General features: G+C 43.2%; 12 protein-coding genes and 1 pseudogene. 7 read left to right on the top strand and 6 right to left on the bottom strand.

Annotated features, from left to right (window positions below):
- Positions 1 to 38 precede the first annotated feature (38 nt).
- The 3 genes from MN200_RS14300 to dxs all read right to left on the bottom strand — a co-directional run bounded on the left by MN200_RS14300 (position 39) and on the right by dxs (position 5,554).
- Complete coding sequence (locus MN200_RS14300) at positions 39 to 1,946, bottom strand: DEAD/DEAH box helicase (RefSeq protein ID WP_242759710.1); 1,908 nt, start codon at positions 1,944 to 1,946, stop codon at positions 39 to 41.
- 759 nt (positions 1,947 to 2,705) lie between these two features.
- Positions 2,706 to 3,536, bottom strand: a complete 831-nt coding sequence (locus MN200_RS14305) for an inositol monophosphatase family protein (RefSeq protein ID WP_004691373.1) — start codon at positions 3,534 to 3,536, stop codon at positions 2,706 to 2,708.
- Positions 3,537 to 3,652: 116 nt separating this feature from the next.
- Entirely contained in the window at positions 3,653 to 5,554 is a 1,902-nt protein-coding gene (dxs, locus tag MN200_RS14310) for a 1-deoxy-D-xylulose-5-phosphate synthase (RefSeq protein WP_205667559.1), read from the bottom strand.
- Between the two features lie 305 nt (positions 5,555 to 5,859).
- On the opposite strand from dxs, the gene ribA reads away from it, so the two are divergent.
- Positions 5,860 to 6,462, top strand: coding sequence for a GTP cyclohydrolase II (ribA, locus tag MN200_RS14315; protein ID WP_058870370.1), 603 nt, complete (start codon positions 5,860 to 5,862; stop codon positions 6,460 to 6,462).
- A 60-nt stretch (positions 6,463 to 6,522) separates the two neighbouring features.
- On the opposite strand, the gene hemN is transcribed toward ribA, so the two are convergent.
- A complete protein-coding gene (hemN, locus tag MN200_RS14320) occupies positions 6,523 to 7,887 on the bottom strand; it encodes an oxygen-independent coproporphyrinogen III oxidase (RefSeq protein ID WP_205668081.1) in 1,365 nt (454 codons plus the stop codon).
- A 268-nt stretch (positions 7,888 to 8,155) separates the two neighbouring features.
- On the opposite strand from hemN, the gene hemF reads away from it, so the two are divergent.
- From hemF to aroE, 3 genes are all read left to right on the top strand, one after another.
- Entirely contained in the window at positions 8,156 to 9,097 is a 942-nt protein-coding gene (hemF, locus tag MN200_RS14325) for an oxygen-dependent coproporphyrinogen oxidase (RefSeq protein ID WP_242759712.1), read from the top strand.
- A 285-nt stretch (positions 9,098 to 9,382) separates the two neighbouring features.
- Positions 9,383 to 9,589, top strand: a complete 207-nt coding sequence (locus MN200_RS14330) for a hypothetical protein (RefSeq protein WP_126035159.1) — start codon at positions 9,383 to 9,385, stop codon at positions 9,587 to 9,589.
- A 99-nt stretch (positions 9,590 to 9,688) separates the two neighbouring features.
- Positions 9,689 to 10,477, top strand: a complete 789-nt coding sequence (gene aroE / locus MN200_RS14335) for a shikimate dehydrogenase (protein ID WP_242759714.1) — start codon at positions 9,689 to 9,691, stop codon at positions 10,475 to 10,477.
- 42 nt (positions 10,478 to 10,519) lie between these two features.
- Here the strand turns inward: aroE and MN200_RS14340 are convergent, their stop codons facing one another.
- Entirely contained in the window at positions 10,520 to 12,949 is a 2,430-nt protein-coding gene (locus MN200_RS14340; RefSeq protein ID WP_242759716.1) for a hypothetical protein, read from the bottom strand.
- 231 nt (positions 12,950 to 13,180) lie between these two features.
- Here MN200_RS14340 and MN200_RS14345 point away from each other — a divergent pair, with 231 nt between their 5' ends.
- Both MN200_RS14345 and MN200_RS14350 read left to right on the top strand, forming a co-directional pair.
- Positions 13,181 to 15,004, top strand: coding sequence for an acyl-CoA dehydrogenase C-terminal domain-containing protein (locus tag MN200_RS14345; protein WP_242759718.1), 1,824 nt, complete (start codon positions 13,181 to 13,183; stop codon positions 15,002 to 15,004).
- Between the two features lie 165 nt (positions 15,005 to 15,169).
- Positions 15,170 to 15,372: pseudogene (locus MN200_RS14350) on the top strand (IS3 family transposase); the annotation flags it as partial.
- Between the two features lie 203 nt (positions 15,373 to 15,575).
- Here MN200_RS14350 and hemW read toward each other — a convergent pair.
- Positions 15,576 to 16,730, bottom strand: coding sequence for a radical SAM family heme chaperone HemW (gene hemW, locus MN200_RS14355; RefSeq protein WP_242759721.1), 1,155 nt, complete (start codon positions 16,728 to 16,730; stop codon positions 15,576 to 15,578).
- 124 nt (positions 16,731 to 16,854) lie between these two features.
- On the opposite strand from hemW, the gene MN200_RS14360 reads away from it, so the two are divergent.
- Positions 16,855 to 17,316 carry a DMT family transporter gene (locus MN200_RS14360; RefSeq protein ID WP_168158634.1) on the top strand — a complete coding sequence of 154 codons (462 nt, stop codon included), beginning with the start codon at positions 16,855 to 16,857 and terminating at the stop codon, positions 17,314 to 17,316.
- Positions 17,317 to 17,348: the final 32 nt, after the last annotated feature.

The following is a 17,348-nucleotide window of genomic DNA, read 5'->3' on the forward strand; positions in this document are numbered from 1 at the left end:
AAACCAGTGTTCCCACTGGTTTTTTTATTCATTCAGACTTAGTCGTTAAACTTACGACGTGGGCGGTCAAAACCACCTTCAGTACGTGGACGATCTGAATTAAATTCACGCTTCGGACGGTCTTCGCCACCAAAAGTACGCTTAGGACGATCTTCACCACCGAAAGTGCGTTTTGGACGGTCATCACCAAAAGAACGTTGTGGACGGTCACCAAAACCACCTTCACGACGTGGCGCTGGACGATCACCAAAATCACGTTTTGGACGGTCACCAAAAGAACCTTCACGACGTGGTTTGTAGTCTACACGGTTACCGCGGTTGTCATCATTCGAGTCAAAACGTGGCTTATCGTTGAAACCGCCTTCGCGACGTGGACGATCAGAGTTGAATTCACGCTTTGGACGATCATCAAAAGAACGTTGCGGACGATCACCGAAACCGCCTTCACGACGTGGCGCTGGACGATCACCAAAATCACGTTTTGGACGGTCATCAAAAGAACGTTGTGGACGGTCACCGAAACCGCCTTCACGACGTGGACGATCATTATTAAACTCACGACGTGGACGATCTTCACCACCAAATGATGGACGATCACCACGAGGTTTGTCATCGTAGCTACGACGTGGACGGTCATCACCACCTTCACGACGTTTAAAGTTAGACTCACCTTCGAAACGAGCACGACCGCCGCCATCGCGACCACCGAAACCACCGCGACCACGACCGCCGCCATCACGACCACGACCGCCGCCATCACGACTACCGCGTGCAGGAGGTGGAGATGGCTCAAGGCCTTCAATTTCAGATACATTCAAACGCGCATCTAAGAAATCTTCTAAAGCACGAATTTTACCGCGTTCACGGTAAGTTGCTAAAGTGATTGCTTTACCAGTACGACCCGCACGACCTGTACGACCAATACGGTGTACATAGTCTTCGTTCTTCATTGGAAGACCGAAGTTGATTACGTGTGAAATGGTTGGTACGTCAAGACCACGTGCAGCAACGTCGGTTGCAACTAAAATTTTTGCACGACCTTCACGGATGCTACGTAAACGACGGTTACGCACAGTTTGTGGCATAGCACCATGAAGTGCTACAACTGATAAACCTGCTTCAGCAAGTTCTTCAGCCAACATATCGGTGTCTTCTTGAGTAGAAGCGAATACAACAGCTTGATCTAAGTCTTCAGCACTTAACCAATGCGTTAGTAATTTTTTCTTGTGCTCAAAGCCATCAGTCCAGTGTAAAGTCTGAGTGATGTCAGTATTCGTAGAGTGACCAGTTTCGATTGCAATACGTTGTGGATCATTCATCATGCGTTCAGCAAGAGTAATGATACGACCAGCAAATGTTGCAGAGAACATTAACGTCTGTTTACGGTTTGCAGCAAGATCGCTAATTGCTTCTAAGTCTTCAGAGAAACCTAGATCAAGCATACGGTCTGCTTCGTCAACAATAAGCGCATCAACTTGGTCTAATTTAATTTGACGACGGTTTACAAGGTCAAGTAAACGACCTGGTGTTGCAACAACAACTTGCGCACCTTTTAACTGTTGGATTTGCTTACCAAACGGCATACCACCCATGATCGCTGCAATACGTGCACCTTTCATGTGACGGACAAACCCAATCGCGTCTTGGCTTACTTGTTGCGCTAACTCACGTGTTGGGCAAAGAACCAAAATATTTGGTTGAGTAATTGCTTTCATACGTTCTTTGAACGGAACGAAAGTCTCTTGGGCTGCAAGTGCGTTTAACGTTGGAAGTAAGAACGCCGCAGTTTTACCTGAACCTGTTTGGCTAGATACTAAAAGATCTTTACCTTCTAAAGCTGCAGGAATCGATTGTTCCTGTACAGGCGTAGGAGAAGTAAAACCTAAGCTTTGTAAAGCTTGTTGTAACGATTCATGTAAAGGAAAATCAGCAAAAGTTTTGCTCATAGAGTATTTCACCCGAAAAATGGGTGCTCCATTAAATATATGGTCTGATGGACATCGGCAAAAAGCGGCACAGCAATAATCGCTGAAAATATAGAATCAGCGGCGATCCGAGAACGACGATGCGTATAACGCACATTTGATTACAGCCGCAACCTGAAGGAATCGCTTAAGCGATTGGGTGGGGCGCGAAATAATGTCCTCTCTTTGGACCGGACGCGCATACACAATGATAGAAGAGAATGTTCAGGTAATGAACGAAATTTAGTGCGTGGGCGGAGTATAGCAGGATATTTTTAAAAGTCACCTCTTTTCGTGAAATTGATACAATATTTTCCTCAAAGATTGAATAAATACAGGTTTTCACTTTAATTTTTTGACCATCTAGAAAAATGTTGAATAGTATTCTTTGCTCTTTGCTCTTTCCTCAACTGATCTAGCATGAGCTGCAATTCATTGCTCGAACTCTTGTTCTAATGCTGCCGTGATTTGACATGGTATCTGACCTGTAATGAACATTAGACACAACAAGCTTAAATAGGTGTCTATACCCTAGCTAATTTTAACCCGCTTTATTTCTGAGATAGAGTGATCTTCATTCAGAGGTGATCAGAATCTGGCACAGTCTATGTTTTACAATCTATAAAGGTCAAAGCCATAAAGTAAGTCACCACAAAGGTCTTTACTTTTTTTCATCCTTATCAAAGAAAAAGCCCTCTTATGAGGGCTTTTTCAATGTCTTAAAACACGATCTGCATGCTATTACTTAGCCGCTTCACCCCAAGCAGGTACAACTGCTTTCATCAGAGGTTTCAACATTTTCATAGAACATGCCAGTACTTGGCCATTTTCCATAGATTCGCTACCACCACGTGCATCAACCACTGTACCGCCCGCTTCTTTCACGATCAACTCGCCAGCTGCGATATCCCAAGGCTTTAAGCCGAGTTCGAAGTACGCGTCGAAACGACCTGCTGCCACATACGCCAAATCTAATGCTGCAGAACCTGTACGACGGTATTGTGCGCCAGCTTCAGTCACATTTAACAATGAATCAAAATGATTTTTTGCATAAGAAATCACTTCACCATTACGTTTTGCACGGTAAGCATGACCCACAGACATGAATGTATTTTCAAGGCTGTCTTTCACATTTACACGAATACGGCGTTGGTTCATCATGGCACCACGACCACGACTTGCAGAGAACAACTCATCTTTCACAGGGTCGTAAATCACGCCGTGTTGAGTAATGCCTTTATGTTGAACTGCAATAGAGATACAGAAGTGAGGAACACCGTTAATGAAGTTTAGAGTGCCATCAAGTGGGTCGATGATCCAACACCAATCTGCGTCGTGACCTTTACCTTCTTGAAAACCAAACTCTTCACCAAGGAAGCTGTGATTTTTATAGCTTTTACGTAGGGTATCGATAGCCAATTGTTCCAAATAACGGTCTACACGCGTTACAGGACCATCAATTCCTTTTTCTTCGACTTGTAGATCGAGCTTATGACGATTTTGATGCGCTTTTAAAAGCTCTTGACCGACTAATTGAGCCGCACGCGCAGCCATCACCACCATAGGTTCCATTGAACACCCACTACAATTTGAAGATATTGATAAAGAATAATGCATAAAAGCCCGCGCATCTTATCAAAGATCGGGGCTTTTAGGGAAAAAATGTTTCTAAAATTTAAAAACGGTGCTTAAACCATATGTACAAGTTTCGACCAGGCTTGGCGCACTGAGCTTTCAATGCCTTCTGCATCTAGTCCTGCCTGATGCAACATTTGCGCATGAGTCGCTTGATGCATGAATGTATCCGCTAAACCGAGATTTAACATTGGTTTTACGATTTGAGCCTGTGCCAAATATTCATTGACTGCACTGCCCGCACCCGCCATCACCGCATGTTCTTCAACCGTAACAAATAAAGCCGTTGATGGTGCTAAAGTCGCTATCATCTTTTCATCAAGCGGTTTAACAAAGCGCATATTCACCACACGAACCGCCAAATCTTGTTCAGCTAATTTCTGTGCTGCCTCTACTGCGGCCTGAACACGACTACCAAAGGCAAGAATGCTAATAACGTCGTCTTGGGCATCATTAAAGCTCGCTACAATTTCAGCCTGACCAATTTCCATCGGGGTCATCTGTTGTTGAATTTCAACACCGAGACCATTGCCACGCGGGTAACGCACTGCGGCAGGACCATTGAATAAATAAGCGGTATGCAACATTTGACGACATTCATTTTCGTCTTTTGGCGCCATAATCACTAAATTCGGTACGGTGCGCATAAAGGCATAGTCATAGGCCCCAGCATGAGTCGGCCCATCTTCACCCACTAAACCTGCACGATCGATACCAAAGGTAACATCTAGATTTTGCAGGGCCACATCATGAATCAATTGATCATAGCCGCGCTGCAAGAAGGTCGAGTAAATGGCCACCACAGGTTTTAAACCTTCACATGCCATACCCGCCGCCAAAGTTACAGCATGCTGTTCTGCAATCGCGACATCAAAAAAGCGCTGTGGATACTGTTTAGCAAAATCCACCATACCTGAGCCTTCGCACATGGCAGGGGTAATCGCCAGTAAGCGCTCATCTTGTGCGGCTTCATCACATAACCATTGACCAAAGACATCTGAATATTTGGGCGCCGTTTGCGGAGCAGACTTGGCATTTATTTTTGTAATCGCGTGATATTTGATTTGGTCTGCTTCAGCAGGGGCGAAGCCTTTGCCTTTTTTGGTATAGACATGAATTAAACGTGGCCCTTTACGTTTTTTCAATGCGGTAAAGACTTGTGTCAGCTGTTCGACATCGTGCCCATCAAAAGGCCCAAAGTAATCAAAACCAATCGCTTTAAATACGTTGTCGGCCGCATCTGTCGCTGCGCTATGTAAGCGCGAGTTATAGATCCATTCAGGATGTGGCTGTACATAAGCTTCGCCATCCGCCGAAATATTAATGGACTGACCACTTTCCCAAATTGAAGCCAGATGTTTAGCAAAACCACCTGTGCTGCATGAAATCGACATATCATTGTCATTCAGCACCACCATCAAGTCCGCATCATGCGCGACTGCATCGTTCATAGCTTCAAAGGCCATACCCGCTGTCATCGCCCCATCGCCAATGATAGCGACCACTTCACATGGATTGTTTTGATAACGACGTGCCAGCGCCATACCTAGGCCGGCTGAAATCGCAGTCGAAGAATGTCCGACTCCAAAGGTATCAAATACCGATTCATCACGCGCAGGAAAGGCAGCTAAACCATCTTTGGCACGAATCGTTGTGAGCTGTTCACGGCGGCCCGTTAATGCTTTATGCGGATAAGCTTGATGACCGACATCCCAAATTAAGCGGTCATTCGGCGTGTTAAAGCAATAATGTAATGCCACGGTGAGTTCGACTACACCGAGGTTTGCACCAAAGTGCCCCCCACTTTGTCCTGCGGCATACAGAATAAATTGACGTAGCTCGTCTGCCACTTGTGCTAATTGACTTTGCTCAAGCGAGCGAAGTTGTTGAGGATGATCAATCGTATCCAACAACGGTGTTACAGGGCGATGAGCTGGTATTTCTGTATACAACATAATATGGCAAAGCCTTCTAAAGCCTGGCAAATCTAGCTAGGTCAAATGGGTAATTCGATCATATCGTCGAATGCTATCACCTTCAATCAGCCATATTTCTAGCGATGCAGTTTTGAGCAGTGCTCTCACTGGGTGTTCGTTTAGTGCAGGTGATTATCCTGAATAATCTTACTATTTATCAACTATTATCGTTCGCTTTATACAAAAAAGAAAATCTTCTGCATAAATTCATGGATGCAATTCTACCAATGTCGATGCATTACGCTATACTTTAGCCAATTTCTGAACTATTTACAGGTTTAGCTGTGCCTATTGAATTTGTTGCTACATCCCGTTTACCGACTGCTTTTGGTGAGTTTAACATCACCGTATTTCAAGATCCTAAGACCGGTGAAGAACATGTTGCACTCTCAAAAGGTTTGGATCAGCCGATCACAGAACCCGTTTTAGTCCGTGTTCATTCCGAATGTCTCACGGGCGATGCCTTTGCTTCCTTGAAGTGTGACTGTGGCCCACAATTGCAAGCCACGCAAAAACTGATCAATGAAGCTGGGCAAGGCGTGATTCTGTATTTGCGCCAAGAAGGTCGTGGCATAGGACTGACCAATAAAATTCGTGCTTATGCGCTGCAAGACCAAGGGCATGACACTGTTGATGCCAACCTAATGCTCAACCTCCCTGCCGATGCACGTCGTTATGACATGGTCAGCATTATGTTGGATCATCTCAATATTCAACAAGTCCGTTTGATTACCAACAATCCATTGAAGATTGCAGCACTGCAAGAACAAGGGATCAATGTGGTGGATCGTGTGCCTTTGACGGTCGGTTTAAATCCTTTCAATGAAGAATATTTAAAAACCAAACATGAACGCATGGCGCACTTGTACAAGAAAGATGATTTTTAAAATTTGAAAACATACTCTAAGCCTGCTTGAAAAAGGCCGGCTTAGAGCACTTCAATCAGATTAGATGGTCATGGAGAAAATACGACTCTCGGGTCGTCGACGTTTTAAATGCAAATCGAACGCCATACAAATGTTGCGTACAAAGGCTTTGCCCTGCTCAGTTACTCGTATACTGTGTGGCCCAATCTCTAATAAACCATCGTCCCGCATTTCTTCCAGTTGTCCCAAGACCTCAGCCAATTCAGGAAACTGCATACTTGGATCTGCCCACGACGTTTGAAAGCTACACATCAAATTTAAAATGTGACGACGAATCATCAAATCTTCGGCACTTAAAATATGCCCGCGATAGACAGGAAGTTCATTGTTTTCCAGTCGCGCATAATAATCTTCGAGTTTTTTTTCATTTTGCGCAAAGCTATACCAACTGTCGCTGATGGATGAGATACCTAAACCAATCATCACTTGAGTTTTCGATGCGGTGTAGCCCATAAAATTGCGATGCAGAGTGCCTGCCTGAAATGATTGGTACAGCCAATCACTTTCTAAAGCAAAATGATCCATACCAATTTCATGATAACCCTGTGCCAATAATTTATTTTTTCCTTCCTCATAGCACTGCCGTTTTATTTCATCTTTCGGCACATCATGGTCTTTAAACCCACGTTGCCCGTTGCCTTTGATCCAAGGCACATGCGCATAACTATAAAAAGCCAAACGGTCTGGGCGTAAACGATTGGTTTGATCAATGGTGTTGAGTACATCATCCAAGTTTTGAAAAGGCAAACCAAAGACCAAATCATGTGAAATTGAGCTATAGCCTATTTCACGTGCCCACTGTGTCACTTGCTCGACATGTTCAAAAGGCTGTATCCGATGAATGGCTTTTTGTACGGTTTCATTATAATCCTGCACCCCATAACTAACCCTGCGAAAGCCCAAGTCATACAAGGCTTGCAAATGCTCCCGCGTAGTATTGTTCGGATGCCCTTCAAAGCTAAACTCATGCTGCTCGGCAATCTCTGCATGCGCGAGGATGCCTTCAATTAACTGAGTTAAATGTGCTGGAGAAAAGAAAGTGGGCGTTCCTCCACCCAAATGAATTTCTTTAATGCGCGGCTTTTCTTCAAACCATTCACAATAAAGAGACCATTCCTTTAAAACCGCTTGAATATAGGGCTGCTCCATCTCATGCTTTTTGGTTACGCGTTTGTGGCAGCCACAAAAAGTACAGAGACTTTCGCAAAAAGGCAGATGAATATACAGACTTATGCCTTCAGTCGAATTCGATTCAGCAAACGATGTTTTCAGCGTCTGTTTCCATTGATCTAAGGAAAACTGCGCCTCTTCCCAATACGGCACCGTTGGATAACTGGTATAACGTGGACCAGGAACATTGTATTTTTGAATCAATGAATCGCGCATATTTACCATCAGCTCTTCCGCACTCAGAAGATGCAGCCTATTCTGCATCGCCAAACTCAGGTCTGTACTGTGGTTATTCTGCTGAGCTTAGAATCAGAATTCAACCTAGCGAATTGGTCAGGTTATTTTGCACATAGCAGCATTTTCATTTTTAACTTGCTTCACGACATCGAATGCTGCAGTAGGACTCTTCGGAAAATATTCTTAATCTTTTTGCTGTTTTATGTTTTGATGTAGGCAGTTTTCATCTTTTCCCATGAGGCTTTTCATGCAGCACCCAACGTCTGCGGATATCCAACGCGTTCGCGAATTTCTCCTCGACTTACAGGCTCGTATTTGTGCCGCACTTGAACAACAAGAGCGTGCTGGTGGCGGGACTGCACAGTTTGAAATAGATGATTGGGAGCGTCCTGAAGGTGGTGGTGGTCGTTCACGCGTACTGCAAAATGGCACAGTGATTGAAAAAGGTGGAGTGATGTTCTCACACATCAACATTTCTAAGCTCCCTGCTTCAGCGACTGAACGCCATCCGCAAATTGCAGGTGCCAAGGCACAGGCCATGGGTGTTTCTTTGGTGATCCATCCGAAAAACCCGAATGTCCCGACTTCACATGCCAATGTGCGCTTATTCGTGGCTGAAAAAGAAGGTCAAGACCCAATTTGGTGGTTTGGGGGGGGCTTCGATCTCACCCCATTTTACCCAAATGATGAAGATGTGCTGTCATGGCATCAGACGGCGCATGACTTGTGTGCTCCCTTTGGCACTGAAGTCTACGCCGAACATAAACAATGGTGTGATGACTACTTCTATTTAAAACACCGCGACGAACAACGTGGCGTCGGTGGATTGTTCTTTGACGATCTCAATCAATGGGACTTTGAAACCTGTTTCCAATATATTCAAGCAGTCGGCAATGGCTACCTCAACGCCATTCTTCCAATCTTCCAGCACAACCAAGACAAGCCTTATAGCGAGGCGCAACGCGACTTTCAAATCTATCGTCGTGGTCGTTATGTCGAATATAACTTGGTCTATGACCGCGGCACACTTTTTGGTTTACAAACAGGGGGGCGTATTGAATCGATTTTAGTGAGCTTGCCAAATTTGGCTGGTTGGTCATATCGACCTGAATGGGAGGCCGATTCCGCTGAGAAAAAACTGACCGACTTTTACCTGAAACCCCAAGATTGGCTCAACCTGCTCAAATAGACACACGGTCTTACAATTCTATTTCTCCGCGTATGCCCTTTTCACTAGATTAGGGCAGCTTATACATTAAAGTTTATATATTTCCTGATCAATTCCTCGTAGAATGATCACTACACAAAGCGTCATTTCTTTGCATTTATTAAAGCATTTTCACAGGTTTAAAACAGCAATTGGGTTCTTTTAAGTTCGCAAAAACCGTAAGCTAAATTAAGTCATTTTCAATGTATTCATTTTAATGACATCAATATTTAGTATCCTCCTTTGCTGTTCTCTGAGGTCCCAAACATGTTCGCAAAAAGAGTTAGCTCAACCACCATGGTTCTTTTCTGCTTTGCTATTGTGTTGCTAAGCTCGATCAGTACCACTATCTTTTCTGAAAGTGCGTTTAATGACAATGCATCCATCAGCATCACCGTATTTGCAGGTATCGGTTTAACCCTGACCGCAGCAAAATTATTGTTTGATGTGATTCACAGTATCTGCAATCCATAATCGCCTTTCTTTTCACTGTTGATAAAAAAACACTGAACGCTTTAGCCCGCGTGTGATTTGCCGTATATTGAACAGCATTTCTCACATGGATTTGGTGCGATGAGCAAACAATTCGCTGTCATTGGCAACCCGATTGAGCAGTCTCGCTCACCTGAACTTCACCATGCGTTTGCACAAAAAATGGGGCTCGACCTCAACTACAGTAAACGTCTTGCACCACTGGATGGCTTCCTCACCAACATCCAAGAATTTTTCTCACAGGGTGGCATTGGTCTTAATGTCACTGTGCCTTTTAAAGAACAAGCCTTTGCCGCCTGCACAGTCCTCACTGAACGCGCTAAAATCGCAAAAGCTGTGAATACGCTGTGGATGGTCGATGGTCAATTACATGGTGACAACACCGATGGACAAGGCTTAGTCGATGCCATTCGTGCGTTGGACTGGAACTTAGACCAGACAGATGTACTGATCATCGGTGCAGGTGGTGCAACTCGTGGCGTCATTTATCCACTGGTACAAGCAGGGGTGAAAAAAATTGTGATTGCCAATCGTACTCTGGCCCGTGCTGAGCAACTGGTGAGTGACTTAAAAACAGCTGTACCGCAAGCCGAATTGCAAGCCATCGGCTTAGATGCGCTCGAAGGTCAGTTTGACTTGGTGATTAATGCAACCTCTGCCAGCCTAAGTGGCGATGCCCTCATTCTGCCTGAAGCTTTGCACTTTCAACATGCTTATGAAATGGCCTATGGCAAACCCTCAACCTTTTTAGATCAAGCCAAAGCTCGCGGCGTGCCCACCTCTGAAGGCTATGGCATGCTGGTTGGTCAGGCGATTGAATCTTTTTCGATTTGGAATGGCATCAAACCCAATCTGAAAGATTTTTTATAAGTACAAATAAAAAAAGAACCTCCGCAGAGGTTCTTTTTTTCATTAGTTCATGTGTTTCTGTACGGCTTTATAGGTCTCGTAATAGGTCGAGTCGCTAAAGAAGTCGTCATGTTCAAGCTTCAAACCTTGCAACGATTTTTCTGTCAATTGACCTTTTAAGTCATCTGCAAATGCTTTAGCAAAGACGTGTGCAGACTGAGTCAAATATGCAGTTTGCTCTTGGTCAATCTCATAGGTATCGGTGAATTTGTCTTGATAGACCTGAGCAAAAACCGCTTGCTTGGTTTTGTATTTCTTCGCCAAATCCTTCCATTGCTGATTTTCTTGTACATCTTCCAGTGCATCATTAACGATATTGGCGATACTTTCTCCCAGCTCATCAAAGTCTTGTTCATGTTGTAAAGCATGTTTTTGACGTAACTGAGTCAGACGTTTAAGTGCTGCACCCTTCGGCTCTGCAACATCCATGAACTCATAGGCATACACTTCTGAAATTTCATTGATGGTCGCTGAGCTATAGTAACGAATATATTCTGGACGCTGTGCGGCAAACATCAAAGCAAATACCGCTTGATAGGCTTTGACTTCAGAATGCTGACGTGCATAGCTTTGCTGCGCTGCCTGCTGGTAATAATCTGAAATAGCTTTAGGTAATTCTGTTGTGCTTGATGATGCACTCTCTGTACTTGATGAGTCTGCACCTAACGGACCCAGCATGCCTTTCACTACATTTTCCAGTAATGAACCTTTAGACACTTCCTCAATCGATTTGGCATTTCTTAAAGCTTGACGGTCAATGGCTGTCGCACTGCCATAATTAAACACCTGATTGGTGCTCTTAATTTGTAGCTTACCAATTTGCTCATCGCTAATCACAATGTTGTAATCCATGTTTTGCGCACGACCTTTTTGGTCGAGTCCAACATCCATCACAAACGGTGAACGCTCGCTACCCAGCTGTGCCATGATCGGTGTAATTTCAGCCTGATGTTTTTGCCAAAGTTGTTTAAAGCCTTGTGCGTCTACCAGTTGTTCTGTTTGATACGCGCTAAAGAGTGGTTTCAACTCTTCCAAAACATTGGTCGCTGCTTGTCCAAAAGTCTCTTCATCTACAGATTCATTAGTTACTTTAGGTGCAAGTACATCAATATCTTGATAATCACGGCATGCGGTCACTTTACCAATAGGAATGTTCTTGCTGTTGATGAGCGCATCGCAAGCTTCTTCAGATAGTGTATTTGGTGCTACAGAAGCAGACACTTCAGTTGCTGTCTCATCCGCATCTTCTGTCGCGGCCTGCGCATAAGCCACATCTGCTGCTGCATCAACCGTAGCATCGGCAGCGGCATCTACAACAATCTCTTGTTCATCACTCTGCCCATAACCACTCAGGTTCTGCATTTTTTGGTTTACCAAATGACTGACACGTTCGAGTGAATCATAGGCCGGGTCTTCACTTGCGCTACTTGCAGCAATCTCTGCTTCTTTCGCCGCCTGCATTGCTTCATCCGCTGCGCTTGGTGTTTTTGCAGCATCTTCAATCAGACGCTCAGCATCAAAAGCTTGTATCTGTTGGGTATAGTGCAGTTTATTGACGTATTCAAACAAACCCAATTGTACTTGTGCTGTTTCTAAGTCACCCATATAGCGAATTTTTTTGCTTAGCCCAGCTTCTTTTTCTGACTTGCTTAAATCAACACTATGCACCTGATTTGGCTCTGCCAAAGCATATGGCAGTGCATTCATTTGCTTTAAGTATTCAGCAAACTTTTTAAAATCAATATGACCGAATGCGTCTTTATGCTTAGAAAAGTCAATGTATGTAAAACGATCCTGACTTTCACGATTCACCATGAACGGCATAAAGGCAAAGTAGTTGGTGTAAAATTTATAATCATTAAAATCAACCACCATCGGCAACTGTGCTTGCACTTGTAGGGTTGGTTTTTGATAACTTAACTGTAAAGTCAATGCTGCCAATTTTTGACGGAAATGCACAGAACCTTGATAACTAAACTGTAAGTCATTGAGTAAATTTACCAAAGACTCTGCGATTTGAACCTTAGCAGAACGTGATTCTCCACTGCCATACAACGATGCATACGGATTTTGTTCACGCGCAAGTGCATCATATAAGGCCTGTTTTTCTTTGGTGGTAAAGGAAATCTTTTGATTTTTTAATAGTTGATCTAATTGTTTTTTCAACTCTGGATCTAAGTTCGTCCCATTTGACTGAGTATTCGACTTAGAATTTGGCTGAGTCTTTGGCTTGGACTCATTAAAATTAAAGTCAGATTGAATAGAGAACTGACCTTTAAAATCATAGCTAGCATTTTCAAACATGGCATTAAGACCATGCGTGGCTTGTTGCCCGAGCTGCTGATCTGAAGAGGCATTGGATTTAATGACATGCTGAGTACACCCACTGATACTCAAACCCAATAAACAAAGTGTTATATATTTTAAGCGCATAATACTTGCTGAAAACCTGAGTTAATTATAGTTTATTAAAAAAGTACATGATCAAAAGACCATCGAGTCAGTGTAACAGAACTGTCTTTTTAGATTGATGATTTTATCTACCAATTCGCCTTTCTGACATTTTCTCAAGTCGGATCTATCAATGTATTTTGATACGATGTATGAATAATGAAATGATCGATTTAAATAATCCAATACTATTTCTAAATTAGGATTACACACATGCCTGCATATAAAGCTCCCTTACATGATATTCGCTTCTTAATGAATGAAGTGCTGGACTATCCTGCACATTATCAAACCCTATCGAATGGTGAAGCTGCCGACGCTGATACGGTAGATATGATCTTAGAAGGCGCAGCAGATTTTTGTGAAAATATTTTATCTCCTTTAAACCAATCGGGCGATGAAGAAGGTTGTACCTTCGACAATGGTGAAGTAAAAACACCAAAAGGCTTCAAAGACGCTTATGACCAGTTTGTCCAAGGTGGCTGGCAAGGTTTGTCTTTCCCTGAAGAATTTGGCGGTCAGAACCTGCCTCAATCTTTAAATCTGATTAAATCGGAAATGATGGGCACAGCAAACTGGTCATTCCAAATGTACCCAGGTTTAAGCATTGGCTGTATGAACACCATTTTACAGTTTGGTACAGACGAACAGAAAAATCTGTATATGCCGAACTTAGTGGCAGGTACATGGTCAGGTACCATGTGTTTAACTGAACCTCAGTGTGGTACCGACTTAGGTCAAGTAAAGACCAAAGCAGAATTAAATGCCGATGGCACTTATAACATCTCAGGCACCAAAATCTTCATCTCTGCAGGTGAGCAAGATTTAACTGAGAACATCATTCACATCGTACTTGCTCGTCTTCCAGATGCACCTGCAGGTACCAAAGGAATTTCACTGTTCATTGTGCCTAAATTCTTGGTCAATGCAGACAGTAGCCTTGGTGAACGTAACCCTGTGACCTGTGGTTCAATTGAACATAAGATGGGGATTCGCGCTTCTGCAACCGCAGTGCTGAACTTTGATAATGCTGTCGGTTACTTGATTGGTGAGCCAAACAAAGGCTTACATGCCATGTTTACCTTTATGAACACCGCACGTATCGGTACGGCAATTCAGGGTATTGCACATGCTGAGCTTTCTTTCCAAGGTGCACTTCCATATGCCAAAGAACGTATGTCGATGCGTGCACTTTCTGGCAAAAAAGACCCTGAAAAAGTGGCGGATGCCATTATTCATCACGCTGACGTTCGCCGTATGTTGCTAACACAAAAAGCGATTGCTGAAGGCGGTCGTTCAATGATTTATTATGCAGCGCAAATTGCCGACAAAATGGCCGATGCGCTTGAACGTGGCGATACTGCTGCATTTGAAGCACATGATGATCACTTAGGTTTCTATACTCCAATTTTAAAAGGCTTCTTAACTGAATTAGGCTTGGAAGCTGCAAACCACGGTATGCAAGTCTATGGCGGTCATGGCTACATTAAAGAATGGGGCATGGAGCAAATTGCACGTGACGCACGTATTGCGACACTATATGAAGGTACAACAGGTGTTCAAGCACTGGACTTGATTGGTCGTAAAGTACTTCTGACCTCTAAAGGTAAAGTAATTCGTGACTACACTGCTGAAATTCTGAAATTCTGTGGTCAACATGCTCGCAACAAATACATGCGCCGTTTTGCTTGGGACTTAACTAAGCTTTGCGCGCAATGGAATGCTTTAACTGTTCGTATCATGCTGGCGGCTCGTAAAGACCGTGACATCGTGTCATCTGCATCTGTCGATTTCTTGATGTTCTCGGGCTATGTAATGATGGCTTACTTCTGGGCTCAACAAGCGGCTGTAGCTTCTGCTAAATTGGCATCTGGTGAAGGTCAAGAAACACCTGAATTCTACAAAGCAAAAATTAAAGTTGCAGACTTCTATTTCGAACGTTTATTACCACGTACCCAAGGACATGCTGAAGCAATGGTCAATCCTTCAAAAACCATGACTTCTTTAGCACCTGAACACTTTAGCTTTGACTACTAACTAACAGTATTAGACCCATAAAAAGAGCGCCTAGGCGCTCTTTTTATTTCCTGTCTGACCTTAAAATTCAACTCCCCCTGTAATTTCCCCTTCGCTCCAATTTTCTGGCCTCATACTTAACCTGAGTTCGATCAGTAAGCGTGGCCTTGCGGAATATATTCCTCATTTGATAATGCACCGAGCGAAGGCTTCTGGGGCATACTCAAAATGAATGAGTTCATGATCATAGTTATAAAACGAGGGAACAAGCTTAAGCAGAGATTACAAAATATATAGAGTTATTTTATAATCAGCGAAAAATTCAAAAACGTTTGGATTTTAAGACACCAAATCAAATGGCAGAGGACTTTTGCAAGTTGGCTGCCTAAAATCTCCCAAGTGAAATTCTCCTGCTAATTCAGCACACATCACCCACTGGTGATGTTGAAATATATCGGCTTTGATGATGGTTATACTAATTGGAGTTCTTGGCTTGATCGAATGCCATTTAAGTAATCATGCAAGTTAAAAAATTGGCTTGAGATCTTCACTCAAACTCTGATGTTAATTCATACAATCATGGCTTTAAAACTTAGATAAACTCTTCCAACACTGAGTTTAAGAATACATGCCCTTGCTCGGTACACGCTAAACGCGTGGCATCATCCACCATTAATTTTCGACTGCGTAGTGAGTCCAACGTTTCAGCCAAACTATCCAAATTCAAACCTGTACGCTGCGCATAACATTCAGCTGCAACCCCATCATTTAAACGCAAAGCATTCATCATAAATTCAAATGGAAGTTCGTCGGCTTCAATCCGCTTAAACTGCACATGTTCCGCAGGGACTTTAGCCAAATAGTCTTTGGGTAAACGAGTTTTCTGGAACCGATAGACCCCATCTGGCTGGGTAACTTTGGCATGTGCACCTGCCCCTATCGCTAAATAGTCGCCAAACTGCCAATAATTCAAATTATGCGCGGAAGGCTGCTCTTTACGCCATGCCGAAACTTCATAATTGATAAAACCCTGCGCTTTTAAATAAGCTTCACCTTGGGCTTGAATCTCTTCAAGCACATCGTCCACAGGTAAGATAGGCTTGGTTCTAAAGAACACGGTATTCGGTTCAATCGTGAGTTGATACCATGAAATATGGGTTGCACCATTGTCCACGGCAAGCTTCAAATCAAGTAGAGCTTGTTCTAAAGTCTGTTCAGGTAAACCATGCATCAGGTCGACATTAATGCGTTTAAAGCCTGTATCACGAGCTAAACCAATGGCTGAAATAGCATCACTATTGCTATGAATACGCCCCAATTTTTTTAAATGTCCCGTGTTAAAACTTTGCACCCCTATCGACAAGCGATTGATACCTGCTGCCAAATAATCGGCAAAAGGGTCATGTTCGACTGTGCCTGGATTGGCTTCTAAGGTAATTTCACAATCCGCCTCAAAAGGCAGTAATGCTTTTAACTGGGCAAATAACCATTGATACCCTTGTGCTGAAATCAAAGACGGCGTTCCGCCGCCAATAAACAAACTATGAATATGACGCCCTTGAACAAATTCGAGTTGAGTTTTAAAGTCTTCCACCAAAGCATGTAAATATTCTTGCTCTAGATCTAAAGACAGTTTGCCATCTGGCACCTCATGCGAGTTGAAGTCGCAATAGGGACACTTACGCACACACCACGGCATGTGAATATATAAAGACAACGGAATATTTGCAGGATGTAAATCAGTCAAGGAAGAGACTCTAAAGCACAGCGGTAATCTTGCATATTTTAACATGACTGCATCAAGACACTTATGAAATCTGTGTATATTTGGATTAGACTGATAAAAAGACAAGAAGAATGAATGGTTTAAAATGATGAAAATATCGAGCCACTTGCTGTTTATGCTACCACTGGCCTTTGGTATTGGCATTGCTATGACTTTTCAAACGGCACTAAATACACAACTCAGAGAATATTTTTACTCTCCACTACAAGCCGCATTGTTATCCTTCTTCATTGGAACCTGCGTTTTAGCACTTTTGGTTGTAGTCCAGCCCGTCGACAAACCACAGTTACATGATTTTTCCAATATTCCATGGTACTTATGGCTCGGTGGTTGCTTAGGGGTTTATGCCATCAGTATAAGCATCTATACTGCGCCTAAATTAGGCTTTCTCACGTTTTCAGGTTTGGTTATTTTTGGACAAATCCTGACTTCGATGATTTTTGACCACTATGGTCTACTGGGTACCGAAAAAACACCTGTCAATTGGCAGCGTTTACTTGGTGGCGTCGTAATTTTTATTGGTGTGCTTCTCACTTTACAACGCTGAATTTATTTAGACCAAGCACATGATTAATATGA

This window comes from Acinetobacter sp. LUNF3 (assembly GCF_022699605.1).
In the GTDB taxonomy this organism is placed as follows: Bacteria; Pseudomonadota; Gammaproteobacteria; order Pseudomonadales; family Moraxellaceae; genus Acinetobacter; species Acinetobacter johnsonii.

Coding starts and splice junctions, on each gene's coding strand:
- hemN (WP_205668081.1), bottom strand. CDS start 7,887: ATGCGCGATTCATTGATTCAAAAATACAATGTTCCTGGTCCACGTTAT.
- MN200_RS14300 (WP_242759710.1), bottom strand. CDS start 1,946: ATGAGCAAAACTTTTGCTGATTTTCCTTTACATGAATCGTTACAACAA.
- MN200_RS14360 (WP_168158634.1), top strand. CDS start 16,855: ATGATGAAAATATCGAGCCACTTGCTGTTTATGCTACCACTGGCCTTT.
- MN200_RS14345 (WP_242759718.1), top strand. CDS start 13,181: ATGCCTGCATATAAAGCTCCCTTACATGATATTCGCTTCTTAATGAAT.
- dxs (WP_205667559.1), bottom strand. CDS start 5,554: ATGTTGTATACAGAAATACCAGCTCATCGCCCTGTAACACCGTTGTTG.
- MN200_RS14330 (WP_126035159.1), top strand. CDS start 9,383: ATGTTCGCAAAAAGAGTTAGCTCAACCACCATGGTTCTTTTCTGCTTT.
- aroE (WP_242759714.1), top strand. CDS start 9,689: ATGAGCAAACAATTCGCTGTCATTGGCAACCCGATTGAGCAGTCTCGC.
- MN200_RS14305 (WP_004691373.1), bottom strand. CDS start 3,536: ATGGAACCTATGGTGGTGATGGCTGCGCGTGCGGCTCAATTAGTCGGT.
- MN200_RS14340 (WP_242759716.1), bottom strand. CDS start 12,949: ATGCGCTTAAAATATATAACACTTTGTTTATTGGGTTTGAGTATCAGT.
- hemF (WP_242759712.1), top strand. CDS start 8,156: ATGCAGCACCCAACGTCTGCGGATATCCAACGCGTTCGCGAATTTCTC.